Annotated in this window: 18 protein-coding genes and 1 tRNA gene; 13 read left to right on the forward strand and 6 right to left on the reverse strand. The window is 72.4% G+C overall.

Annotated elements, in window-relative coordinates:
* The first annotated feature begins 159 nt into the window (after positions 1-159).
* The 7 genes from LY05_RS12975 to LY05_RS15205 all read left to right on the forward strand — a co-directional run bounded on the left by LY05_RS12975 (position 160) and on the right by LY05_RS15205 (position 11,356).
* Positions 160-1,152: an HlyD family secretion protein gene (locus LY05_RS12975; RefSeq protein WP_211356330.1), complete on the forward strand. Its 993-nt coding sequence runs from the start codon at positions 160-162 to the stop codon at positions 1,150-1,152.
* Entirely contained in the window at positions 1,149-4,181 is a 3,033-nt protein-coding gene (gene rbbA, locus LY05_RS12980; RefSeq protein ID WP_148923442.1) for a ribosome-associated ATPase/putative transporter RbbA, read from the forward strand. The genes LY05_RS12975 and rbbA overlap by 4 nt, the downstream gene beginning before the upstream one ends.
* 1 nt (position 4,182) lies before the next feature.
* The gene (locus LY05_RS12985) at positions 4,183-5,313 is read left to right on the forward strand and encodes an ABC transporter permease (RefSeq protein WP_148923443.1); all 1,131 of its coding nucleotides are present in this window, start codon (positions 4,183-4,185) and stop codon (positions 5,311-5,313) included.
* Positions 5,314-5,388: 75 nt separating this feature from the next.
* Positions 5,389-7,320, forward strand: a complete 1,932-nt coding sequence (locus LY05_RS12990) for a polysaccharide biosynthesis tyrosine autokinase (RefSeq protein WP_148923444.1) — start codon at positions 5,389-5,391, stop codon at positions 7,318-7,320.
* Positions 7,321-7,339: 19 nt separating this feature from the next.
* A complete protein-coding gene (locus LY05_RS12995; RefSeq protein ID WP_170259006.1) occupies positions 7,340-8,245 on the forward strand; it encodes a sulfotransferase family protein in 906 nt (301 codons plus the stop codon).
* A gap of 11 nt (positions 8,246-8,256) precedes the next feature.
* On the forward strand, positions 8,257-10,125 hold the full coding sequence (locus LY05_RS13000) for an LbetaH domain-containing protein (RefSeq protein ID WP_170259007.1): 1,869 nt from the start codon (positions 8,257-8,259) through the stop codon (positions 10,123-10,125).
* On the forward strand, positions 10,094-11,356 hold the full coding sequence (locus tag LY05_RS15205; RefSeq protein ID WP_170259008.1) for an O-antigen ligase family protein: 1,263 nt from the start codon (positions 10,094-10,096) through the stop codon (positions 11,354-11,356). The genes LY05_RS13000 and LY05_RS15205 overlap by 32 nt, the downstream gene beginning before the upstream one ends.
* On the opposite strand, the gene LY05_RS13010 is transcribed toward LY05_RS15205, so the two are convergent.
* Positions 11,333-12,145, reverse strand: coding sequence for a WecB/TagA/CpsF family glycosyltransferase (locus LY05_RS13010; RefSeq protein ID WP_148923447.1), 813 nt, complete (start codon positions 12,143-12,145; stop codon positions 11,333-11,335). The genes LY05_RS15205 and LY05_RS13010 overlap by 24 nt on opposite strands.
* On the reverse strand, positions 12,142-12,561 hold the full coding sequence (locus tag LY05_RS13015; RefSeq protein WP_148923448.1) for a hypothetical protein: 420 nt from the start codon (positions 12,559-12,561) through the stop codon (positions 12,142-12,144). Before LY05_RS13015 ends, LY05_RS13010 begins: the two co-directional genes overlap by 4 nt.
* Positions 12,562-12,833: 272 nt before the next feature.
* Here LY05_RS13015 and efp point away from each other — a divergent pair, with 272 nt between their 5' ends.
* The 5 genes from efp to LY05_RS13040 all read left to right on the forward strand — a co-directional run bounded on the left by efp (position 12,834) and on the right by LY05_RS13040 (position 17,645).
* A complete protein-coding gene (gene efp / locus LY05_RS13020; protein ID WP_072747852.1) occupies positions 12,834-13,394 on the forward strand; it encodes an elongation factor P in 561 nt (186 codons plus the stop codon).
* 103 nt (positions 13,395-13,497) lie between these two features.
* On the forward strand, positions 13,498-14,292 hold the full coding sequence (locus LY05_RS13025) for an inositol monophosphatase family protein (RefSeq protein ID WP_072747853.1): 795 nt from the start codon (positions 13,498-13,500) through the stop codon (positions 14,290-14,292).
* Between the two features lie 99 nt (positions 14,293-14,391).
* The gene (locus tag LY05_RS13030; RefSeq protein ID WP_148923449.1) at positions 14,392-15,597 is read left to right on the forward strand and encodes a biopolymer transporter ExbB; all 1,206 of its coding nucleotides are present in this window, start codon (positions 14,392-14,394) and stop codon (positions 15,595-15,597) included.
* Between the two features lies 1 nt (position 15,598).
* A complete protein-coding gene (locus LY05_RS13035; RefSeq protein WP_148923450.1) occupies positions 15,599-17,494 on the forward strand; it encodes a peptidoglycan -binding protein in 1,896 nt (631 codons plus the stop codon).
* A 75-nt stretch (positions 17,495-17,569) separates the two neighbouring features.
* Positions 17,570-17,645: transfer RNA gene (locus LY05_RS13040), tRNA-Glu, on the forward strand.
* A 107-nt stretch (positions 17,646-17,752) separates the two neighbouring features.
* On the opposite strand, the gene clpA is transcribed toward LY05_RS13040, so the two are convergent.
* The 4 genes from clpA to LY05_RS15565 form a co-directional block, all read right to left on the reverse strand.
* Positions 17,753-20,071, reverse strand: a complete 2,319-nt coding sequence (gene clpA, locus LY05_RS13045; RefSeq protein WP_072747955.1) for an ATP-dependent Clp protease ATP-binding subunit ClpA — start codon at positions 20,069-20,071, stop codon at positions 17,753-17,755.
* A gap of 148 nt (positions 20,072-20,219) precedes the next feature.
* A complete protein-coding gene (gene clpS, locus LY05_RS13050; protein WP_072747856.1) occupies positions 20,220-20,591 on the reverse strand; it encodes an ATP-dependent Clp protease adapter ClpS in 372 nt (123 codons plus the stop codon).
* Between the two features lie 178 nt (positions 20,592-20,769).
* Complete coding sequence (locus LY05_RS13055; protein ID WP_072747857.1) at positions 20,770-21,216, reverse strand: phasin family protein; 447 nt, start codon at positions 21,214-21,216, stop codon at positions 20,770-20,772.
* 62 nt (positions 21,217-21,278) lie between these two features.
* Positions 21,279-21,407: a hypothetical protein gene (locus LY05_RS15565; protein WP_282957566.1), complete on the reverse strand. Its 129-nt coding sequence runs from the start codon at positions 21,405-21,407 to the stop codon at positions 21,279-21,281.
* A gap of 94 nt (positions 21,408-21,501) precedes the next feature.
* On the opposite strand from LY05_RS15565, the gene LY05_RS13060 reads away from it, so the two are divergent.
* Positions 21,502-22,614, forward strand: a complete 1,113-nt coding sequence (locus LY05_RS13060) for a D-alanyl-D-alanine carboxypeptidase family protein (RefSeq protein WP_211356331.1) — start codon at positions 21,502-21,504, stop codon at positions 22,612-22,614.
* Positions 22,615-22,622 lie beyond the last annotated feature (8 nt).

Genomic DNA, 22,622 nt, shown 5'->3' on the forward strand with positions numbered 1-22,622 from the left:
AACAATCGGAGAAGTCAATCGGCGCTTTCTCGCCGCAATGCAACAAAAGCGCTTGGCGCCGCGGCTTGGCCGCTGCGATAGTGCGCCCCGGCGCCCGGCCGGCGGGCGCGATGGATGATCCGCCCGCATTCGCGGGCGCGCAGGATGATCGGAGGCCGCATGCACCCCTTGGCGCGCGCAGCGATCGGCGCGGCGGCGGTTGCCGCCGCCCTTGGCGGGGCCTGGTGGTGGCGCGCCGCGCTCGAGGACGGCCCGCCGCCCGGATTCGCCCGCTCGAACGGCCGGATCGAGGTCACGCGCGTGGACGTCGCCTCGCGATTTCCGGGCCGCCTGGCCGAAGTGTTGGTCGATGAGGGCGACCGCACCGCGCCCGGCCAGGTGGTGGCGCGGTTGGACGATGCGCAGCTGCGCGCCCAGCTCAACGAGGCCGAGGCCATGCGCGCCCAGGCCGAACAGGCGCTGATCGAGGCGCAGGCCCTGGTGCGCCAGCGCGCCAGCGAGCTCGAATTCCAGAACCAGGAGCTCTTGCGCACCCTCGCGCTCAACGCGCGCGGCCACGCCAGTCAGGAGGCCGTGGACCTGGCCCGCACCCGCCGCGAGGCCGCCGCCGCGGCCGTCGATCTTGCCCGCGCCTCGGTCGGGCGGGCGCGCGCGGCCATCGACGCGGCCGCCGCGACGGTGGCGCGGATCAAGGCCGACCTGGCCGATTACGCGCTGGTCTCGCCGGTGCAGGGGCGGGTGCAGCATCGGCTGGCCGAGCCGGGCGAGGTCATCCCCGCCGGCGGGCGCGTTCTGACGCTGCTCGACCTGACGGACGTCTACATGAACGTCTATCTGCCCGCGCCGCAGGCGGCGGCGCTGCGCGTGGGCGCCGAGGCCCGGATCGTTCCCGAGGCGACCGCGCGCGTCGTGATCCCGGCCACGGTCGCCTTCGTCGATTCCCAGGCGCAGTTCACCCCCAAATACGTCGAGACCGAATCCGAGCGCGCCAAGCTGATGTTCCGCGTCAAGCTGACCGTGGCGCCCGAGATCGCCGCCCCGCGCATCGATCTGGTCAAGGCGGGGGTGCCGGCGGTGGGGTGGGTGCGGCTCGATCCCGCGGCGCCCTGGCCGCCCGAGCTGGCGCCGCGCCTGCCCGATCCGGCCCGATGAGCGCCGCGCCGCGCCCGCATGCGCCCGGCCCATCGCCAGGCGGCGCGGCGGCGCGCGTGCGCGGGCTTTCGCACCGCTACGGGCGGGTCGCGGCGCTCGAGGACGTGTCGCTCGATCTGCCCGCGGGCAGGATGGTCGGCCTGATCGGCCCGGACGGCGTGGGCAAGAGCACGCTGCTTTCGCTCATCGCCGGCGCGCGCGCCATCCAGACGGGCTTCGTCGAGGCGCTGGGCGGCGACATGGCCGATCCGCGCTGGCGCCGGCGGGTGTGCGCGCGCATCGCCTACATGCCGCAGGGGCTGGGGGGCAATCTTTACCCGACGTTGTCGGTGGCCGAGAACATCGACTTCTTCGCGCGCCTCTATGGCCAGGACGCGCGCGAGCGGCGCGCGCGCATCGACGAGCTGACGCGCGCGACGGGGCTGCATCCGTTCCTCGACCGGCCTGCGGCCAAGCTGTCGGGCGGGATGAAGCAGAAGCTGTCCTTGTGCTGCGCGCTGGTGCACGATCCCGACCTTCTGATCCTGGACGAGCCGACGACCGGCGTCGATCCGCTCTCGCGCCGGCAGTTCTGGCGGCTGATCGCGCGCCTGCGCGCGCGCCGGCCGGGCATGACGGTGCTGGCGGCCACGGCCTACATGTCCGAGGCCGAGGGCTTCGACCACCTGGCGGCCATGGATGCGGGGCGGGTTCTTGCGGCGGGCGCGCCAGCCGAACTGATGGCGCGCGCGGGCGCGCCCACGCTCGAGCGGGCCTACGCGGCGCTCCTGGCGCCGGCGCGCGGCGCCGCGCCGCCGGTGCCCGTGCGTCGCCCCTTCGTCGAGCGCGACGGTCCGCCGGCCATCGAGGCGCGCGGGCTGACCATGCGCTTTGGCGATTTCACCGCGGTCGATCACGTCAGCTTCCGCATCCGCCGCGGCGAGATCTTCGGCTTTCTGGGCTCGAACGGCTGCGGCAAGACGACGACGATGAAGATGCTGACGGGCCTGCTCGACCCGACCGAGGGGCAGGCGCTGCTGTTCGGCGCGCCGGTGCGTGCGGACGATCTGGCGACGCGGCGGCGCGTGGGCTACATGTCGCAATCCTTCTCGCTTTATGCCGAGCTGTCGGTGCGCGCGAATCTCGAGCTGCACGCCGACCTGTTCGACCTGCGCGGCGCACAGGCGCGCGCCCGCGTCGAAGAGCTGCTCGACCGCTTCGAGCTGCGCGAGGTTGCGCGCGCGCGCCCGGCCGATCTGCCGCTGGGGGTGCGCCAGCGGCTGCAGCTTGCCGTCGCGGTGCTGCACCGGCCCGAGATCCTGATCCTGGACGAGCCGACCTCGGGCGTGGACCCGATCGCGCGCGATCGCTTCTGGGCGCTGCTGACCGAGCTGAGCCGCGACGAGGGGGTGACCATCTTCGTCTCGACGCATTTCATGAACGAGGCCGAGCGCTGCGACCGCGTTTCGCTGATGCATGCGGGGCGGGTGCTGGCGCAGGGCGCGCCCGACGAGCTGCGCGCGGCGCGCGGGGCGGCGACGCTCGAGGACGCCTTCGTCGCCTGGCTGGCCGAGGCCGCGGGGCTGGACGAGGCGGAGGCCGGGCTGGATGGCGCGGGGCCGGACGAGACGCGGACGGACAGGACGGACGCGGCGCAGACCGGCGCGGCGGGCGGGGCGAGCGGGGCCGCCGCCGCGTCGCCGAACGGCGCGCGCGTCGAGCCGGGCGATGCGCGGCGGGGCGGCGGCGCAGCGGGCGCGGCGTCGGCCCCCGGGCGGGCTGCGGCGGCGGTCTCCGGCAAGCCGGCCGGCGCCGATCCCTTGGCCCCCGACCTTCCGGCCCCCGAAATTCCGGCCCCCGAATCCCCCGGCCCCGGCGCGCGCCGCCGCGGCGCCGCCGAGCGGGACGCGGCGCGCGCGCTGTCCTTTCGGCGCATCCGCGCCTTTGCGCTGCGCGAGGCGCTGGAGCTGATCCGCGATCCCATCCGCATCGCCTTCGCGCTGGGCGGACCGCTGATCCTGATGCTGGCCATGGGGCTGGGCATCTCGTTCGACGTCGAGAATCTGAGCTACGCCGCCCTCGATCAGGACGACAGTCCCGAAAGCCGGCTGCTGCTCGAGCAGGTCGCCGGCTCGCGCTATTTCGCGCAAAAGCCGCCGCTGACCGATTTCCCGCAGATCGACGCGCGCATGGCCCGCGGCGAGATCGGCCTTGCGCTGGTGATCCCGCCCGGCTTCGGGCGCGCGCTGAACGCCGGGCGCACGGCCGAGCTGGGCATGTGGCTCGACGGTTCGGACACGCTGCGCGCCGAGACCTCGCGCGGCTATGCCGAGGGGGCCATGGCCGATTTCCTGGCCCTGCGCGCGCGGCTGAGCGCCGACCCCGCCGCCGCGGCCGCCGCGCCGCCATACGCCCTCGAACCGCGCTTTCGCTACAACCAGGCCTTCGAGTCGCGCAAGGCCATCCCGCCGGGCGTTCTGATGATGCAGCTCATCATGGTTCCCGCCATGCTGGCGGCGCTGGGCGTGGTGCGCGAGAAGGAGACCGGCTCGATCGCCAATTTCCGCGTCGGGCCGGCCGGGCGGCTCGACTTCCTGATCGGCAAGCAGGCGCCCTACGTCGCCGTGGCCATGGTCAGCTTCCTGCTTCTGACCGCGCTGATGGCGGTCGCCTTCGGGCTGGTCCCGCGCGGCGATCCGGCCGCGCTGGCGCTGGGGGCGCTGGCCTATGTGGCGGCGGGCACGGGCTTCGGGCTGCTGATCTCGGCCTTCGTGCGCACGCAGATCGCGGCCATCTTCGCCTCGGCGATCATCGTCACGATCCCGACGGTGAACTTCTCGGGCATGCTCTACCCGGCGGCGACGCTGACCGGCGCCGCGCGCATCGTCGGACAGGCCTTCCCGGCGCTGCATTTCCAGCGCATCAGCGCGGGGGTCTACAACAAGGCGCTGGGCATGGCGCAGCTCTGGCCCGAGATCCTTGTCCTGGCAGGGTTCGCGGCGCTTCACCTAATGCTGGCGGCCGCGCTGTTGCGCAAGCAGGAGCGCTGAGATGCCCGCCCTCGACCTGCGAAAGATCTGGCGCATGGGCCTCAAGGAGCTGCGCAGCCTGGCGCGCGATCCGGTCCTGGTCCTGCTGATCCTCTACACCTTCACCTTTGCCATCCACGCCGTCGCCCATGGCGTGCGCACAGAGCTGCGCGACGTCGCCGTGGCGGTGGTGGACGAGGACCGCTCGGCGCTGTCGCGGCGCATCGCCGGCGCGTTCCTGCCGCCCTATTTCCAGCCGCCGCGCATGATGGACGCCCGCCAGGCCGACGCCGAGATGGACGCCGGCCGCATCACCTTCGCCCTGCGCATCCCGCCCGGCTTCGAGGCCGACCTGCTGGCCGGCCGCGTTCCCCAGGCGCAGCTTCTGGTGGACGCCACGGCCATGAGCGTCGCCGGCGCCGGCACGCGCCAGGCGGCCGCCATCCTGCGCGACGAGACCGCGGCGTTCCTTGGCCGCGGCGCCGCGGCGGGCGCGCCCGCCATCGCGGCCAGCGTGCGCGCGTCGTTCAACCCCAATCTCGAATCCGCCTGGTTCGTGGCGGTCATGCAGGTGGTGAACAACGTCACCATCCTGGCCGTGATCCTGAGCGGCGCCGCCGTCATCCGCGAGCGCGAGCGCGGCACGATCGAGCATCTGATGACCCTTCCCCTGCGCCCGGCCGAGGTGATGCTGGCCAAGATCTGGGCGAACGGGCTGGTGATCGTGGCGGCGGCGGTTCTGTCGCTCGAGCTGGTCGTGCGCGGCTCGCTGGGGGTCGGGCTGGCCGGCTCGAGCGCGTTCTTCGCGCTGGGCGCGGCGGTCTATCTGTTCGCCGCCTGCGCGCTGGGGGTCATGCTCTCGACGGTGGCCACGACCATGCCCCAGTTCGGCCTTCTGGCGATCCCGGTCTTCGTGGTGATGAACCTGCTGTCGGGCGGGGTGACGCCGCTCGAGGCCATGCCGTCCTTGCTGGCAGACGCGATGCGCCTGTCGCCCTCGACCCATTTCACCGCCTTCGCCAAGGCGACGCTGTTCCGCGGGGCGGGGCTGGACGCGACCTGGCCCGAGCTTGCCGCCATGGCGCTGGCGGGCGCGGTCTTTTTCGCCGCGGCGCTGGCGCGGTTCCGCAAGACGATGGCCGCGCAGCGCTGATCGGGCGCGGCGGTTACCAATTGTTAACCGTGCAGGTTTACCGCTGAGAAAGGACAACCGCGCCCCGGATCAGCCATGACCCTGCACCAAAGACGCCGCGCCTTCGAGGACGCCGCCCCCGTGCCGCCCAGCTCGCCGCCGCCCGCGGTCGCGGCGGCCGAGCTGGTCTCGGCGCTCTGGCGGCGCAAGTGGACCGTGGCCGGGGTCGCGCTGGCGACGCTGCTTTTCGCCGCGGCCATGCTCTCGCGGCTCGAGCCGCGCTATGCCGCCATGGCCGAGGTGTTGCTCGAAAGCCGCCGCCCGCAGGTGGTCGATCTGGCCGAGGTGATGCCCGCCCTGCCGCTCGACGCGCAGGCGGTGCAGTCAGAGATCCGCCTGATCCAGTCCCAGCAGCTGCTCGAGCGCGTGGCGCGCAAGCTGCGCCTGCACGAGGATCCCGAGCTGGGCCCCGCCCCGGCGGTCGAGCCCGGAGCGCTGGCGCAGCTCAAGGCGGCGCTGGCCGATCTGGCGGGGTGGAGCGCGCCCGTGCGCTTTCCCGATCCCGAGCGCGAGGCGCGGCGCGCGCTGCTCGAGACCATCGCCGCCATGCGCAAGCGGCTGAGCGTCTCGCAGCAGGATCTGAGCCGCGTCATCGCCATCCGCTTCGAAAGCGCCGATCCCGACAAGGCGGCGCTGATCGCCAACGCCATCGCCGACCAGTACATCGTCGATCAGCTCGAAGCCAAGTTCGACGCCACGCGCCGCGCCTCGCAATGGCTCTCGCGCCGGCTTGACGAGCTGGCCGCCCGCCTGGCCGAGGCCGACGCCGCCGTGGCCGCCGCGCGCGCCCGCAGGGCCGAGCTGCTGGCCGGCAAGGCCGAAGACACGCGCGCACGCATCGAGGACATGGCGCGGATGCTCGAAAGCCTGCCCGAGGGCTCGCCGCGCCGCGCGGCGCTGCACGCCACGCTCGAGGATCTGCGCGCGCGCGCCGAGGCGCAGTCGCGCGCGGATGCCGAGCTGCGCCGGCTCGAGCGCGAGGCGGCCGCCATCCGCGATCTGCACGATTCCTTCCTGGCCCGCCTGAAGGAGACCAACGCCCAGACCGGCCTGCAACAGCCCGATGCGCGGCTGATCGGCGCCGCCGCGCCGCCGCTGCGCCCGGCCTTTCCGAACGCGCCCCTGATCCTGGGCTTTGCGCTGATGGGCGGCCTTGCCGCGGGCGGGGCGCTGGCCCTCTTGCGCGAGTCGCTGGGCGGGGTGTGGCATTCGCTCGAGGCGGCCGAGGCCGAGACCGGACTGCCCGTCCTGGCCGCGCTTCCGCGCGCGCCGGGCTGGCGCGAGGATCCGGTCGAGCATGTGCGCAAGCGCCCCGGCTCGGAGCTGGGCGAGGCGGTGCGCGAGCTGCGCGCGGCGCTGGCGCCGCCGGGCTCGGGGCCGCGGGTGATCGCGGTCGTCTCGGCCGGACCGGCCGAGGGCAAGTCGACGCTGAGCGCGCTTCTGGCCGAGAGCTGCGCGCGCATGGGGCGCTCGGCGGCGCTGGTCGATTGCGACCTGCGCCGGCCCGCGCAGGCCCGCCGCTACGGGCTGTCGGCCGAGGAGGATCTGCTGGCCGTGCTCGAGGGCGAGACGCCGCTCGAGGCGGCGCTGCGCGAGGACCGGCGCACGGGGGTGTCGATCCTGCCCTCGCAGGAGGCGCCGGCGACGCGCGCCGACGCGCTTGCCGGCCCGGCCTTCGAGGCGCTGATGCGCGAGCTGCGCGGGCGCTTCGACGTGGTGGTGCTGGACACGCCGCCGCTGCTGGCGGTGAGCGACGCGCGCGTGATCGCGGCCTTCGCGGATGCGGCGGTCTTCGTGGCGCGCTGGGGCGAGACGACCCGCGCCGACGCGCGCGCCGCGCTGCGCATTCTTCTCGACGCCGGGGTCGAGACGGCGGGGCTGGCGCTGACGGGCGCCTCGCGCCGCGAGGCCGACAACATGGACGGAGGCGGACGGTATGGCCGGTTCAGCGAATATTTCGCCCAGTGAGGGGGCGGGCGTCGGCCCCGTGGTGCTCGTCGGCCAGGCGCGCAGCGGATCGACGCTGCTTGCGGCCATGCTCAATCGGGCCGGGGGGCTGATGATCAACGACGCCTACGCGTTGCAGGCGGCGGACGAGCTGGGCCTGACCCGCGCGCCGCGCCCCGACGCGGCCGAGCGCTATCGCGCCGCCTGCCTCGACATCCTGCGCCGGCGGTCGGTGAGCGCGCCGCCCGCGCCGCTGCACCGCTCGGCCGTGATCTCGCCCGAGGCGCTTGCGCGCGCGTCGCGCGTCCAGGGCGGCGGCTGGGCCGAGATCTGGGGCGGCATGCTGCGCGCCGCGGCGCAGGGGCGCGCGTTCCACGGGTGGAACACGCCCCCCGACCATCTGCGCGCGGACGAGATTCTTTCGGCCTTTCCGACCGCGCGCTTCGTCTTCCTGATGCGCGATCCCTACGCGGTGCTGCGCTCGTACAAGCACCTGCCCGAATACTGGGGCCGCGGGCGCGCGCGCTACCATCCCGCCCTGCAGGCGCGCGCATGGGCCGCTTCGGCGCGCAGCCTGCGGCGGTTGAGCGCGCGCCATCCGCAAGCCGTCCACGCGCTGCGCTACGAGGATCTTCTGGCCGATCCCGGGCGGGTCATGGCGGGGCTGGCGCGATTTCTGGGCGTTGCGCTGCCCGCGCCGACGCCGGACGAGCTGCCGCGCAACGCCTCGCGCGCGGGGGCGGGCCTGACGCGGGCCGAGCTTTGGGTCGCCCGGCGCGCCCTTGGCGCCGAGGCGGCGGCGATGGGCTACGCGCCGCCAAGCCCCGAGGGGCTGGGCCTTGGCGGCCTTCTGGGGCGCAGCCTGCTGGCCGGCGTCTATTATGCCGGGGCGGCGCTGACCTCGCGCGACATGCGCGGGCGCATGCTGAGGCTGGCGCGCGCATGACGGCGGCTTCCGTGTCCCAGGCGCCCAGGCTGCGCCGCGCGGCGGCGGGGGTGGCGCTGGCGGCCGCCGGCCGGGGCGGCGCGCTCGCGGCCATGTGGGTGCTGGCGGCGGCGCTGCCGCTCGAGGCGTTCGGCGCCTTTGCGCATGCGCGCAGCCTTGTCCTCCTTCTGGCGCCGCTTGCCTCGCTGGGGTTCTCGGTGACGACGATGCGGCGGATTCCGCAGCTGCGCGCCGCGGGGCGCCCGGCCGCGGCGGCGGGGCATTTCGCGCTCGGAACGCTCGTCTCGGTCGGGATCGGGGCGCTCGGGGCGGCCCTCGGGCTGGCGGCGCCGGGGGTCGATGCGGTCAGCGGCGCGGCCCTGGCCGGGCTGCCCGCCATCGCCGTTCTGTTTCACGGCACGCAGGCGGCCCGCGCCCTGGACAGGCCGTTCTGGGCCTATGCGCCCATGGGGCTTGCAGCCGCCGCGGCGGCCGGGGCGACGGCGACGCTGGCGCTGGGCGGCGCGTCCTCGGCGCTCGAGGCGGCCTGGCTGCAGAGCGGCGCCATGACCGTCGCGGCCTTCCTGCAGACGCGGGCGCTGGCGCGGGCCCTGGGCCCGGCGCGCTTTCCCGCGCCGCTGAAGTGGTTGAGCGAGGCGGCGCCGCTCACCGCGTCGCTGATGGCGCGCGGCTGGTCGGTGCAGGGGCCTTTCCTGTTGCTGGCGTTCTGGGCGCCGGACAGCGCGTTGGGGATGTTCGGTCTTTGCATGACGATGGCGCAGGCGGCGCGCGTCGCGGCTTCGGGGGCCAATGGAGCGGCGGCGCCGGCGCTCAACGTCGCCATGCTGGCGCCCGGGCGCGGAGGCGCGCGCCGCGTCGCGCGCTGGTCGCAGCTGGTCTCGCTTGGCGCGGCGGCGGGCGTTTCGGCCGCGCTCATGGCCGTCTGGCTTGGCGTCGGGCCGCTTGTGGCCCCGCATCGCGCCGACGAGCTTGCCGCGGCTGCGCCGATGCTGGCCCTGCTGCTTGGGGCGGCCATGGTTCAGGCGCTCGAGGCCCCCCTTGGACAGGCGCTGATCGGCGCGGGCAGGGGGCGGCGCGAGCTGCGCATCCAGTGGATTTCGGCCATTGCGGCGACGGCGACCGCCGCGGCCGCGGCGCCCTCGCTTGGCGGGGCGGGAGCCGCGGCGGCGATGCTCTGCGGCGCCCTGGCGCGGCTTGGCCTGTTCCACTGGGCGCTGCGGCGCGACGGGTGGAGCGCCGAGCCCGCAGCCGCCGACGAGGTGGACGAGCTTCGCGGCCTCAGCGCGCTGCGGGCCGCCATCCGGGCCGATCATGCGCGCCTGGCGGGCGCCGGGCATTCGGCGCGGCGCATCTTGCGCGATGCGCTGATGCACAAGACCTTCCGCGTCGTCTGCTCCTATCGCTTCTACCGCGCCACGCGGCTGGCGCGGCGGCGCTGGATCCGGGCGCTGGTTCCCCTGGCCGCGCTCTGGCACCGCTGGGCTTGCCTGAGCATCGGCGCCGAAATCGCCTGGCAGGCCGAGATCGGCCCCGGCTTTCGGCTGCTGCACGGCTTCGGAGTGGTGATCTTGCCCTGCGCGCGGATCGGCCGGAACGTGACCATGGCGCATGGCGCCTGCGTCGGCTATCGTGCCAAGCCCGAGCGCCCGCGCGCGCCGCTCAGTTCGGGCGTCGTCGGGGACGGATGCTTCATCGGCCCGTTCTCGTTCGTGTGGGCGAGGATGGGCGCGGGGTCGGTCCTTGCGCCGTTGTCGATCCTGCGCGACGACGCGCCGCCCGGATCCATCCTGGCGGGCGCTCCGGCGCGGCGGGTGCGGGCCTTGGCCGAAGCGGGCGGAGGGGAGGCGGATGACGCCCCAAAAGCCGACGAACGCGGTTGATCCATCGGCGGTCTGGGGCGTCGCGCTCATTCTTCTTGCGGCGACGGGGCCGCTCTATCCGCTGCTGATCCATGGCTGGTCGGAGTGGAACACCGACTACACCGCGGTTCAGCAGGCGCGCCGCATGGTCTGGGCGCTGCTTTATCTGTGCATGGCGATCCAGATCTGGCGCTGGCGCGAAGCGGCGCGGCGCGTTCTGCTGGCGCAGCCCGTGCTGCCCTTCGCCGCCGCCTGGTTCGCCGCCTCGTGCCTTTGGGGCCCCTCGCCGGTCAAGGGCGGCGTCGCGCTGGTCCAGTATGCGATCATTCTTGTTTTCGGCGGCGCGGCGGCGATGCGCCTCGGCCCGCTGGGGCTGCTCGGGTCGATCCGGCTGATGGGGCTTGTCGTGGTCGCGGCGTCGGCCGTCATGGCGGTCGTCGCGCCGCTTTACGCCTTCGGGCAGCATGTCAACACGGGCGCGCTGCGGGGGATCTACATCGAGAAGAACCACCTTGCGCAGGTGCTCTCCTACGCCTTCGTCGCCGCGTTGTTCGAGGCGGCGGCCGCGCCACGCGAGGGCAGGGCGCGGCTATGGCTCGGCGTGGGAGCGATCGCGGCGGCGCTGGTGGCGGCGCGATCGTCGGTGGCGCTGGGGCAGCTGCTTCTGGGCGGCGCGCTGGCGCTGAGCGTGGCGGGGCTGGCGGGGCTGCGCTATGGCGGCTGGGCGGTGGGCGCGGCGGCGCTGGCCGGGCTTGCGGCGCTCGGGGCGACCTTGCCGGCGACGCTGGCGGCGCTGGGCGAGGACATGACGCTGAACGGCCGCACCGAGCTGTGGGCCCTGCTCTGGCCGCATGTCGAGGCGCGGCCTCTGATCGGGCACGGTTTCTTCGGGTTCTGGTCGCGGCCCGAGGCGGCCTCGATCCCCGACGTGCTCGGATGGAACGCGCGCGGCGCGCATAACGGCTGGATCACGGCGCTCTTGACGACGGGGGTGATCGGCGCGGGCCTTTGGGCGCTGCACTGGAGCTTCATCGTCGCGGCGGCGCTGCGCACGCTGCGGCCCGGCGGCGATGCGGCGCTGGCGGGATGCGGCGCCCTGGCGATCGCGCATCTGGTCTGGTCGATGTTCGAGGCGAACCAGCTCACGCAGATGAATTGGCAGGGTCTGATCGCGGGCGCGGCGATGGCGCTGCCGGTCTGGGCGCGCGCGGGCGCGGCGGCGCGCCGTTCAGCGGCGCGCGCCGTCGGCTGAGTCGCCCAGCTCGATGCGCCGCGCGGCGGCCAGGCGCAGCGCGCGCATCAGGAAGACCGGGTTGCCCAGCAGATAGCGCCGGGCCAGCCGCCGGGGCTCCATGATCAGACGATGCGCCCATTCCAGCCCGGCCGCCCGCATCCAGCGGGGCGCGCGGCGGCTGCGGCCCGAAAGGAAGTCGAGGATCGCGCCGCCGCACACGATGTCGACGTCGAGCCCCGCGACGCGCGCGCGCGCGCGCAGCCTGTCGGCAAGGATCTCCTGCCGCGGCGCGCCCATGCCCAGGATCAGCAGATCCGGCGCGTCTTCGAGCATCCATTTCTCGTAATCGGCCGAGGGATGGTAGCCATGGCGCGTCGCGACGACCCGCGCGCCCAGCGCGCGAAGCGCCGAGGCGGCCTCTTCGGCCACGCCGGGCAGGGCGCCGTAAAGCGCCACGCGCCGCCCGCGCGCCGCGGCGATGCGCGGGATCAGGTCGGTGCCGTTGGCGTTGGCGCCAGGATCGAAGCCCAGCAGGCGCATCATGATCTTCACGCCGATTCCGTCGCGCAGCAGAAGGTCCGCGCCCAGGAACGCGGCCGCGGCGTCGGGGCTTGCGGCGCTCAGATTGACGGCATGGGCGTTCAGAAAGGCGATGACCCGCGGTCCCGGCCTGCGCGGCGGAAGGGCGTGATCCTCGGCGCAGGGAACGGCGTGAACGCGCGCGCACAGCGCGGCGGCGACCGCGTCGCCCGGATCGAGCGGGCTTGGCGCCGCGGCGCCGAGGGGGGCGGCGGAAACGTCCGTCATTGCGTCGACCCAGGAACGGGCGCCGGGCGGCCGTCGATTTCAAGCAAGGTGATGCGCCAGCACTCGGGATCGTCGGCGCGCGCGTCGCACAGCCGCGTCGCCTGTCCGTAGATGGGCGCCCCGATGGCGCGGGCGTCCGCTGCGGCGCCGTCCGCCGCGCGCAGGGCGCGCGCGCGGAAGGTGACGCGCGCGGCGTCCTCGGGCGCGACGCGGCCCAGCACCATGTCCTCGATGGCGACCAGCCCGGCCGCGGCCGCGTCGCGCCCCAGGCGCGCGCGCAGGCCGGCAAGCTCCTGCACCGCCAGCTCCAGATCCTGCGCGGGCGCGCCGCGACGTCCGCTTGCGGGGCCCGAAGCCTGCGCCCAGACCGCTGCGCAGGCGGCGACGACGGTCAGGATCGTGGCTGACATGCGCATCGCTGGCCTCCTTTCCTGCTCGGTTTCCGCTCACCTGTGGTTAAGAATGACGGCAAATTCGCGGACAAGTCAACCTGAGATTGATAAAAATATGTTGTTTTACAGTATATTAACCTTCGTTAAGTCCCGGTTAATGCAACCTAACGGTGTGTCAATCCCGCCTGCGCCGCGCGACGTCCGGCGCTTGCCGGCGCGCACGGGCGACGATATACCGCCCACGACCGGCCGAGCGGCGGGCGCCCCGCGCCGCGGCGAGCAGATGGAACAGAGCGATGAAGATCAACGGCAACGAAATCCGCCCGGGGAACATTATCGAGCATGACGGCGGCCTGTGGGTCGCGGTCAAGACCCAGCACGTCAAGCCGGGCAAGGGCGGCGCCTTCGCGCAGGTCGAGCTCAAGAACCTGCGCGACGGGCGCAAGCTGAACGAGCGTTTCCGCTCGGCCGACAAGGTCGAGCGCGTGCGTCTCGAGCAGAAGGATCAGCAGTTTCTTTACGAGAACGACGGCATGCTGGTCTTCATGGACGCCGAGACCTTCGAGCAGATCGAGCTGCCCGCCGACCTTCTGGGCGAACGCCGGCCCTTCCTGCAGGACGGCATGACCGTCGTCGTCGAGTATCACGAATCCGAGGCGCTCAACGTCACGCTGCCCGAGAAGGTGGTGTGCACGGTGGCCGACACCGAGCCGGTGGTGAAGGGGCAGACGGCGGCGAACTCGTTCAAGCCGGCGGTGCTGGACAACGGCGTGCGAATCATGGTCCCGCCCTTCGTCGGCGTGGGCGAGGCCGTGGTGGTCAACACCGAGACCATGGAATACGTCGAGCGGGCCTGACCCCGCGGGCCGGCGCCGCCGGCCGTCGAATCGCGCCCCTTGCGGGGCCCTGCGCGGGTCATGACCCTTCATGGCCCGCGCGGCCGTTGAAAGGACAGGAAAGATGAGCGTCGGATCGGCCAATCTCAACGTGATGATCAAGGCCGCCCGCCGGGCCGCCCGCAGCCTGCTGCGCGATTTCGGCGAGGTCGAGAACCTTCAGGTCAGCCGCAAGGGCGCGGGCGACTTCGTGTCGCGCGCCGACCTCAAGGCCGAGGAGATTATCCGCACCGAGCTGATGACCGCGCGCCCCAATTACGGCTGGACCGCCGAGGAAAGCGACGCCGAAGAGGGCAAGGACCCCACGCGGCGCTGGATCGTCGATCCGCTGGACGGCACCACCAACTTCCTGCACGGCCTGCCGCACTGGGCGATCTCGATCGCGCTCGAGCACAAGGGCGAGATCGTCTCGGCGGTCATCCTCGACCCGGCCAAGGACGAGATGTTCGTGGCCGAGAAGGGCGCCGGCGCCTGGCTCAACGACCGGCGGCTGCGCGTCTCTGCCCGCACCGAAATGACCGAGATGCTCTTCGCCACCGGCATTCCCTTCGCCAAGAACGCGGGCGATCTGGCGCTGACCATGCAGGACCTGGCGCGGCTCATGCCGCGCTGCGCGGGCGTGCGGCGCATGGGCTCGGCGGCGCTCGACCTGGCCTATGTCGCGGCCGGCCGCTATGACGGCTATTGGGAGCGCAGCCTGAACGTGTGGGACATCGCCGCCGGCGTGCTGATCGTGCGCGAGGCGGGCGGCTTCGTGCAGGACCTGAACCATGCCGACGCCAACCCGCTGGTCACGGGCGACGTGCTGGCGGGCAACGCCGACGGCTTCGAGCGCTTCGCCAGGGTGCTGCGCGGCTGAACGGCGCGTCGCGCGGCTTTGCCCGCGCCGCGCGATCTGTTAGGCGTTTGCGGACAGGGCCCGCGCGGGTGGCGGCGCCCACCGCAGGCAGGATCGCGCATGAAGACCGAACACGGACGCCAGATCGAATTCTCGCAGCCCATCCGCCAGATCGTGATGATGGTCGTGGTCCTGGCGCTGGTCGGAACGGGCGTCTACTTCCTGCAGGGACCGATCCAGCAGGTCTTCTACGCCAATCCCTACCTCAACGGCTTCATCGCCGGCGTCTTCGCCGTGGGCGTTCTGGCCTGCTTCTGGCAGGTGACGACGCTGATCGCGGCCGTCAGCTGGCTTGAAGGCTTCGCCATCGACCGGCCGGGCCATGAATTCGTCGAACCGCCGCGCTTGCTGGTCTCGCTCAGCGCGCTGCTGCGCGACCGGCGCGCGCGCGCCGCGCTGACGGCGACCTCGGCGCGCTCGATTCTCGACACCGTGGCGACGCGGCTGGACGAGATGCGCGACATCACCCGCTACATCGCCAACCTGCTGATCCTGATCGGCCTTCTGGGCACCTTCTGGGGCCTGTCGAACGTCGTCCCCGGCATCGTGGACACGATGCGCTCGCTTTCTCCGCAAGACGGCGAGGGCTCGATGGAGGTGTTCAACAACCTCATGGCCGGCCTCAACGACCAGCTCGAGGGCATGGCCACGGCCTTCGCCTCGTCGCTGCTGGGCCTTGCGGGTTCGCTGGTGGTGGGGCTTCTGGACCTGTTCGCCGGCCATGGGCAGAACCGCTTCTACCGCGAGCTGGAAGAGTGGCTGAGCTCGATCACCCGCATCAGCCTGGCGGGCGAGGAGGGGGGCGCGGGCGCCGGCGCGCTGGCGCTGGAGCTGGCCGAGCGCAGCGCCGAGCAGGTGCAGGAGCTGGCCGCGTTGATGCGCGAGGGCGAAGAGCGCCGCGCCCAGGCCGAAAGCGGCGTCGCGCAGCTGGCCGAATCCGTGCGCCAGCTGGCCATGCGCATGGGCGAGGATCACGAGGCCCTGGCCGCCCTTGCGCGCCGCGGCGCCGACGAGGAGGGGGCGCGGCGGCTCGACCGCATCGCCGCGGCGCAGGAGCGCATCGCCCAGCTGCTCGAGCGCCGCGCCGAGGGCGAGGACGCGCTCGAGGCCGACGCCGAGGCGCGCCTGCGGCTGCGCAACATCGACATGCAGCTGATGCGCCTGCTCGAGGAGGTGTCCGCCGGCCGTCAGGACGCCGTGGCCGAGATCCGCATGGATCTTGCGCGCCTGACCCGGGCCCTGACGGGCGAAACGGGGGAGCGCTGAGATGGCGCTGCGCCGGCGCGGCGGCGGCCGCTTCGAGGCCAATGTCTGGCCCGGTTTCGTCGATGCGATGACGGCGCTGCTCCTGGTGCTGATCTTCGTCCTGTCGATCTTCATGATCATCCAGTTCGTCCTGCGCGACACCATCACCGGCCAGGATCGCGAGCTGGACATCCTGACGCAGGAGCTGGCCGAGCTGGCCTCGACCCTGTCCATGGAGCAGCGCCGCGCCGAGGGGCTGAGCGCGCAGCTGGACGTGCTGCGCGCGACCCTGGCCGAGGCCGAGGCCGACCGCGCGCGGCTGGGCGAAGAGCTGGAGAAGGTCGCGCGCCAGCGTGACGACGCGCGCGCGCGCAACGACGCCTTCGAAGCCCAGGTCGCTGCGCTGAGCGCCGATCTTGAGCGCGCGCAGGGCCGCGTCGCGGCGCTGACGCGCGATCTGGACGCGGCGCGCCGGCAGGCCGGCGCCGAAGCCGGGCGCGCCGACGCCGCCGAGGCCGATCTGGCCAGGGCCCGCGCCGCCATCGACGAGCTTGAAAAGGCCAAGGCGCGCGAGATTTCCGAGAAGGAGGCGCTGCAGCTGTCTCTGGCGCGCCTGCGCGAAGAGATCGACGCCCAGGCCGAGGCCGCCCGCCTTGCCGCCGCGCGCCGCGCCGCGCTCGAGGCCATGGTCGCCGATCTGCGCAAGGACGCCAAGGACAAGGAGGCCTCGATCGCCAGCCTGCTGGCGGCGGCCGAGGCGCGCGACGCCGAGCTTGAACGCCAGCGCGCCGCCGCCGCCAGCAGCGCCGAAGAGGCGGCGCGGCTGAAGGAGCGGCTCGAGGAGCGCGAAAAGGCCCTGACCGAGCTGCGCCTGACCGCCGAAGAGAAGGAGCGCGTCCTCGCCGCGCTGCAAAAGCGCATGACCGAGGCCGAGAAGGCCCGCGCCATCGAGGCCGCCGCCGCCGAGGCGCTGCGCAAGAAGCTGGCCGGCGCGCAGGACGAGCTGACCGCCGCGACGCTGGCGCTGGAGGAGCAGCGGCGCAAGGCGGAAGAGACGCTGACCCTGCTCGCCGCGGCCGAGGCGGCGCGGCGCAAGGCCGAGCAGGCCTTGCAGGATGCGCGCGGCGAGCTGGACGCCAAGGCCGAGGCGCTGTCGCGCCGCGAGGCGGCCCTGGCCCTGGCCGAGCGCCAGTTGAGCGAAGAGCGCCAGGCCTCGGCCGATCAGGCGCGGCGGGTGGCGCTGCTCAACGAACAGCTGCGCGAGCTGCGCCGCCAGCTCGCCAATCTCCAGGGCCTGCTGGACGAAGCGCGCGCCAAGGACGAGGCGCAGCAGGTGCAGATCGAGAATCTGGGCTCGCGCCTGAACGCGGCGCTGGCGCGCGAGCTGGCGCTCAAGCGGCGCGAGCAGGAGCGTCTGGCCGCCGAAGCGCGCCGCCTTGCCGAAGAGAACAAGACCCTGGCGCAGTATCGTTCCGAGTTCTTCGGCCGAATCAAGGAGGCCCTGGGCGAGCATCCGGGCGTGCGCGTGGTGGGCGACCGTTTCGTGTTCCAGTCCGAGGTGCTTTTCGCCCCCGGCTCGGCCGAGATCGGCCCGGACGGCCGCCGCCAGCTGAGCGAGTTCGCCAAGCTTTTCCGCGGCCTCATGGCCGAGCTGCCGCCGGAGCTGCCCTGGGTGCTGCGCGTGGACGGGCACACCGACGACGTGCCCATCGCGCCGGGCGGGCGCTATCGCGACAATTGGGAGCTGAGCCAGGCGCGCGCGCTGTCGGTGGTGCGGTATCTGATCGAGGTCGAGGGCTTCCCCCCCGATCGCCTCGCCGCCGCGGGCTTTGGCGAATACCAGCCGATCGACCCCGCCGACACGCCCGAGGCGCGCGCGCGCAACCGCCGCATCGAGCTGAAGCTGACCGAGCGTTGATCGCGAAGGCGCTGCAAGATTTGCGCAATTCGGGCTTGCAACCTTCCGCGCGCGCCGCTATCAGAGGCCTCGGAAGCGCCCTTCGTCTAGCGGTCCAGGACGCCGCCCTTTCACGGCGGAAACACGGGTTCGAGTCCCGTAGGGCGTACCACCCCTTCAGGCACAACATGCGATCTTCGGCAAGCGTCGCCGCGACGCGCGCATGCGAAAACGGCCGCCCTTTCGGGCGGCCGCCTGCTTTCGCGCGCCGCGCGCCGCTCAGTCGGCGGTGAGCAGCGGCGGCTTCGGGTTCGGGATCTGCGCCTTGCCGTTGGGCAGGATCTCGAGATCCAGCTTGCCGTCCTTGACCCCGACGCGCACCAGCCCGCCCTTGGTCAGGCGTCCGAACAGCAGCTCTTCGGCCAGGGGCTTCTTGATGTGCTCCTGAATCACGCGGCCCAGCGGGCGCGCGCCCATGCGCTCGTCATAGCCCTTGTCGGCCAGCCATTCGGCGGCCGGGCGGGTCAGCTCGATCGACACGCCGCGGTCCATCAGCTGGCCTTCGAGCTGCAGCACGAACTTCTCGACCACCTGCAGGATGACCTCCTTGGGCAGGGGCCCGAAGCTGATGATCGCGTCGAGGCGGTTGCGGAACTCGGGGCTGAAGGTGCGCTCGATGGCGGCTTCGTCCTCGCCCTCGCGGCGCTCGCGGCCGAAGCCGATCGCGCTCTTGGCCAGCTCCGAGGCGCCGGCGTTCGAGGTCATGATGAGGATGACGTTGCGGAAGTCCACCGTCTTGCCGTTGTGATCGGTCAGCTTGCCGTGGTCCATCACCTGCAAGAGGATGTTGAACACGTCCGGGTGGGCCTTCTCGATCTCGTCCAGAAGCAGCACGCAGTGCGGGTGCTGGTCGACGCCGTCGGTCAGCAGGCCGCCCTGGTCGAAGCCGACATAGCCCGGAGGCGCGCCGATCAGGCGGCTGACCGAGTGCTTCTCCATGTATTCGGACATGTCGAAGCGCAGCATCTCGACCCCCAGAGTGGCGGCCAGCTGGCGCGCGACCTCGGTCTTGCCCACGCCGGTGGGGCCGGCGAACAGGTAGTTGCCGATGGGCTTTTCGGGCTCGCGCAGGCCCGCGCGCGACAGCTTGATGGCCGAGGCCAGCGCCTCGATGGCGGCATCCTGTCCGAAGACCACGCGCTTGAGGCTGCCTTCGAGGTCGCGCAGGTTCTGCGCGTCGTCCTTCGAGACGGTCTTGGGGGGGATGCGCGCGATCTTGGCGACCACCTCCTCGATCTCCTTGGGGGTGATGGTCTTGCGGCGCTTGCCGGCCGGCAGCAGGTGCTGGGCGGCGCCGGCCTCGTCGATCACGTCGATGGCCTTGTCGGGCAGCTTGCGGTCATGGATGTAGCGCGCCGACAGGTCCACCGCGGTCTTGATGGCGTCGGCGGTGTAGCGGATGTCGTGATGCTCTTCGAAATAGGGCTTGAGGCCGCGCAGGATCTTGATCGTGTCCTCGACCGAGGGCTCGTAGACGTCGATCTTCTGGAAGCGCCGCGACAGGGCGCGGTCCTTCTCGAAGTGCTGGCGGTATTCCTTGTAGGTGGTCGAGCCCATGCAGCGCAGCGTGCCCGACTGCAGCGCGGGCTTGAGCAGGTTCGAGGCGTCCATCGCCCCGCCCGAGGTGGCGCCGGCGCCGATGACGGTGTGGATCTCGTCGATGAAGAGGATGGCGTCCTCGTGCTGCTCCAGCTCCTTGACCACGGCCTTGAGCCGCTCTTCGAAGTCGCCGCGATAGCGGGTGCCGGCCAGCAGCGCGCCCATGTCGAGCGAGAAGATCGTGGCGCCCGACAGGATCTCGGGCGTCTCGCCGTCGACGATCTTGCGCGCCAGCCCCTCGGCGATGGCGGTCTTGCCGACGCCGGGATCGCCGACCAGAAGCGGGTTGTTCTTGCGCCGGCGGCACAGCACCTGGATGCAGCGCTCGACCTCGGCCTCGCGCCCGATCAGCGGATCGACGCCGCCTTCGCGGGCCTTTTCGTTGAGGTTGACGCAATACTTGGCCAAGGCGCCCTCGTCGCCCTTCTCGCGCTCGGGCGCGGACTGCGAGGCGGACTCTTCGGCGCCGCGCACGGGGCGCGGTTCGCCGAAGGCGGGGTTCTTGGCCACGCCATGGGCGATGAAGTTGACCGCGTCGTAGCGGGTCATGTCCTGCTCCTGCAGGAAATAGGCGGCGTGCGATTCGCGCTCGGCGAAGATGGCGACGAGCACGTTCGCGCCGGTCACCTCGTTGCGGCCGGAGGACTGCACGTGAATCGCCGCGCGCTGGATCACGCGCTGAAAGCCCGTGGTCGGCGCGGCCTGCGAGCCGTCCACCTCGGACACCAGGGCGTCGAGCTCGTTGTCGATGAACCGGGTCAGCGAGGCGCGCAGCGCGTCCATGTCCACGCCGCAGGCCTGCATGACCCGCGCCGCGTCCGGCTCGTCCATCAGGGCGAGCAGGAGGTGTTCAAGCGTGGCGAGCTCATGCTTGCGCTCGTTCGCCAGGCTCAGAGCGTTGTGGATGGCTTCCTCAAGGGTTTTCGTGAACGAGGGCATGGGCGTCACCTTCTGCATGCGGCCGCGCAAGGTCGCGCGGCGGGAGCGACGGCGCGCCGGGGTGCGCAACCATCGTCTCCATTAGACTTCGGATTTGTAATCGAAGGGTCAAGGGCGCCAGCCGCGATCACGAAATATTTCGCGCCCTTCACTCCTTCTCCATGGTGCATTGAAGCGGGTGCTGGTGCTTGCGGGCGAAGTCCATCACCTGCATCACCTTGGTTTCGGCGACCTCGAACGAGAACACCCCGACCACCGCCACGCCCTTGCGGTGAACGGTCAGCATGATCTCGACGGCGCGCTCGTGGCCGATGCCGAAGAAGCGCTCGAGCACGTGGACGACGAACTCCATGGGCGTGTAGTCGTCGTTCAGCATCAGCACCTTGTACATGCTGGGGCGCTTGGGCCTGGGCTTGGCGGCCACGGCCAGATCGGTGGACGGCGCGCCCGGCGCGTCGTCCTTGTCGTGGTCGGCGGCCGAAAGGATGCGGGCCGCGCGCAGGTCTTCAGTCGGGGTCATGTCGGCCGATCGCTGGAGTTTCCGGCGGCACGGCGCCGCCCGGGAACATATTATAGGATGCGGCCGCCCGGGGAAAAGGGGGCGCGCGCATTCGCCTCGGCTCGCGCGCCCGAATTCGATCGCGGATTCGATCGCGTGCGCCCGGCCCGGGGCCGGACGCGCGCGGGGGCTGCGCGGGTCAGCGCCGTCCGGTCTGCGCCAGCTCGCCGGCGGCGGCGATGCGCTCGGCCACGGGCTCGACGGCCGCGCGCGCGGCGGTCAGGGCGATCTCGTTCATCTTCGTGGCGTGGCCGAGCGCGCTCTCGAAGGCGCGGCGGGCGAATTCGGCCTGCTTCTCGAGCGCGTCGAGCGGGCTGCGCGCCGCCGTCAGCTCGCGCGCGGCGGTCAGGCTCTCCTCGATCGTCTCGCGCGCCAGGGCCAGCGCTTCGGCGTTCATCTCGCCGGCGGCCTTGGCCGCGACGTTCGAGGCGGCGAGCAGCGCATCCACGTTGCCCTGCCCGTAGCGGGCGAGGGTCTCGAGCGAGCGGGCGAGCGACTCGGCCTGGCGGGCGGCGGCGGCGCGGGCCTCGTCGGCCGAGGGGATGGCGACATGGGGCTGGGCGGCGATCTTTTCGGCGGCGGTCATCATGATCTCCGGTGCTTCGGGCGGTCTGTCGGGCGCGGAAACGGCGCCTGGAACGCGATTCTTCACATCTCTTTACGCTGGGTAAATATGGGGACGATGTTGCGGTGCGTCAATGGCGTGCTGCAAGGCAAAATCGCCCACTGGTTGCGCGAATTCGGCCCGATTTCCATTTTCAGAACGTCGCGCAGCATGTTACGCTGCCTTGCGCGTGCGGAAGATGAGGAAAACTCGCGACCACCGGCACGCGCGAGGCGAAAACGTGAAGAGCAGCGTACGAGGGCAGGCATGATCAAGGCGGCGCGAAGGCTGATGCTGGGCGCATTCGTGGCGGCGGCGGCGCTGTTGGGCGCGCTGGCGCCCGAGGCGCGGGCGGCGCAATACGCGGCGCTGGTGATGGACGCCCGCACCGGCGAGGTGCTTTACGCAAGGAATGCCGACACCCCCCTGCCGCCGGCCTCGCTGACCAAGATGATGACCATCTATCTGGCCATCGAGGCGGTGAAGTCGGGCCGGCTCAAGCTGGACCAGAAGGTGCGCGTCTCGGCGCTGGCGGCGCGCCAGCCGCCGTCGCGCATCGGGCTGCGGCCGGGCCAGCTGGTGCGCGTGCGCGATCTGATCCGCGCGGCGGCGGTCAAGTCGGCGAACGACGCGGCCATGGCGCTGGCCGAGGCGGTGGGCGGCTCGAAGGAGCGTTTCGCCCAGATGATGAACCGCAAGGCCAAGGCGCTGGGCATGACCCGCACCAATTTCCGCAATCCGCACGGGCTGACCGAGGCCGGGCATCTGTCGACGGCGCGCGACATGGCCATTCTGGGCCGGCGGCTGTTCTTCGATCACCCCGAGTATTACAACATCTTCGGCCGCAAGAAGACCCGCGCCGTGGGGCGCACGATATACGCCACGAACCGGCGGCTGCTTTCCTCCTATGCCGGCGCGGACGGGATCAAGACCGGATACACCGCGGCTTCGGGCTACAACCTGGTCGCCTCGGCCCATCGCGGAGAAAAGCGGGTGATCGTGTCGGTGTTCGGCGCGCGCTCGTCGCGGCAGCGCACGCAGAAGGTGGCGCAGCTGCTCGACCTTGGCTTCAAGCGCGCGCCGCGCGACGTGGCGGTGATCCGGCCGGGCGCGCCCACGGGGCGCGTCGCCCACGCGCCGGCGCCGGCCCTGCGGCCGACACCGCCCGCCGGTCTGCTGGCGCAGCTGGGCGAGGCCGTCGTTCCCGCGGCGGCGGCGGCCGAGCTGCGGGCGAGCCGTTCGCGCGCGGCGCCCTTGCGCGCCGAGTTCCCGCCGGACAAGCCGGGCGGCGGCGTGGCCGTGGCTTCGCAGCTGCGCATGGGCGCGGCCTCGCCCGCCGCGGCGCTGCGCGCGCCCGCGCCCAGGCCGCGGCCGCGCTGAGCGCGGCC

The organism is Oceanicella actignis (assembly GCF_008124525.1).
Classification (GTDB): domain Bacteria; phylum Pseudomonadota; class Alphaproteobacteria; order Rhodobacterales; family Rhodobacteraceae; genus Oceanicella; species Oceanicella actignis.

What these genes read in the sequence shown, in the direction of transcription:
- LY05_RS13010 (WP_148923447.1), bottom strand. Translation starts at nt 12,145, where the DNA reads ATGACGGACGTTTCCGCCGCCCCCCTCGGCGCCGCGGCGCCAAGCCCG.
- LY05_RS13055 (WP_072747857.1), bottom strand. Translation starts at nt 21,216, where the DNA reads ATGACCGCCGCCGAAAAGATCGCCGCCCAGCCCCATGTCGCCATCCCC.
- LY05_RS12990 (WP_148923444.1), top strand. Translation starts at nt 5,389, where the DNA reads ATGACCCTGCACCAAAGACGCCGCGCCTTCGAGGACGCCGCCCCCGTG.
- LY05_RS13025 (WP_072747853.1), top strand. Translation starts at nt 13,498, where the DNA reads ATGAGCGTCGGATCGGCCAATCTCAACGTGATGATCAAGGCCGCCCGC.
- LY05_RS13035 (WP_148923450.1), top strand. Translation starts at nt 15,599, where the DNA reads ATGGCGCTGCGCCGGCGCGGCGGCGGCCGCTTCGAGGCCAATGTCTGG.
- LY05_RS12975 (WP_211356330.1), top strand. Translation starts at nt 160, where the DNA reads ATGCACCCCTTGGCGCGCGCAGCGATCGGCGCGGCGGCGGTTGCCGCC.
- LY05_RS15565 (WP_282957566.1), bottom strand. Translation starts at nt 21,407, where the DNA reads ATGCTGCGCGACGTTCTGAAAATGGAAATCGGGCCGAATTCGCGCAAC.
- LY05_RS13060 (WP_211356331.1), top strand. Translation starts at nt 21,502, where the DNA reads ATGATCAAGGCGGCGCGAAGGCTGATGCTGGGCGCATTCGTGGCGGCG.
- LY05_RS13030 (WP_148923449.1), top strand. Translation starts at nt 14,392, where the DNA reads ATGAAGACCGAACACGGACGCCAGATCGAATTCTCGCAGCCCATCCGC.
- clpS (WP_072747856.1), bottom strand. Translation starts at nt 20,591, where the DNA reads ATGACCCCGACTGAAGACCTGCGCGCGGCCCGCATCCTTTCGGCCGCC.
- rbbA (WP_148923442.1), top strand. Translation starts at nt 1,149, where the DNA reads ATGAGCGCCGCGCCGCGCCCGCATGCGCCCGGCCCATCGCCAGGCGGC.
- efp (WP_072747852.1), top strand. Translation starts at nt 12,834, where the DNA reads ATGAAGATCAACGGCAACGAAATCCGCCCGGGGAACATTATCGAGCAT.
- clpA (WP_072747955.1), bottom strand. Translation starts at nt 20,071, where the DNA reads ATGCCCTCGTTCACGAAAACCCTTGAGGAAGCCATCCACAACGCTCTG.
- LY05_RS12985 (WP_148923443.1), top strand. Translation starts at nt 4,183, where the DNA reads ATGCCCGCCCTCGACCTGCGAAAGATCTGGCGCATGGGCCTCAAGGAG.
- LY05_RS15205 (WP_170259008.1), top strand. Translation starts at nt 10,094, where the DNA reads ATGACGCCCCAAAAGCCGACGAACGCGGTTGATCCATCGGCGGTCTGG.
- LY05_RS13015 (WP_148923448.1), bottom strand. Translation starts at nt 12,561, where the DNA reads ATGCGCATGTCAGCCACGATCCTGACCGTCGTCGCCGCCTGCGCAGCG.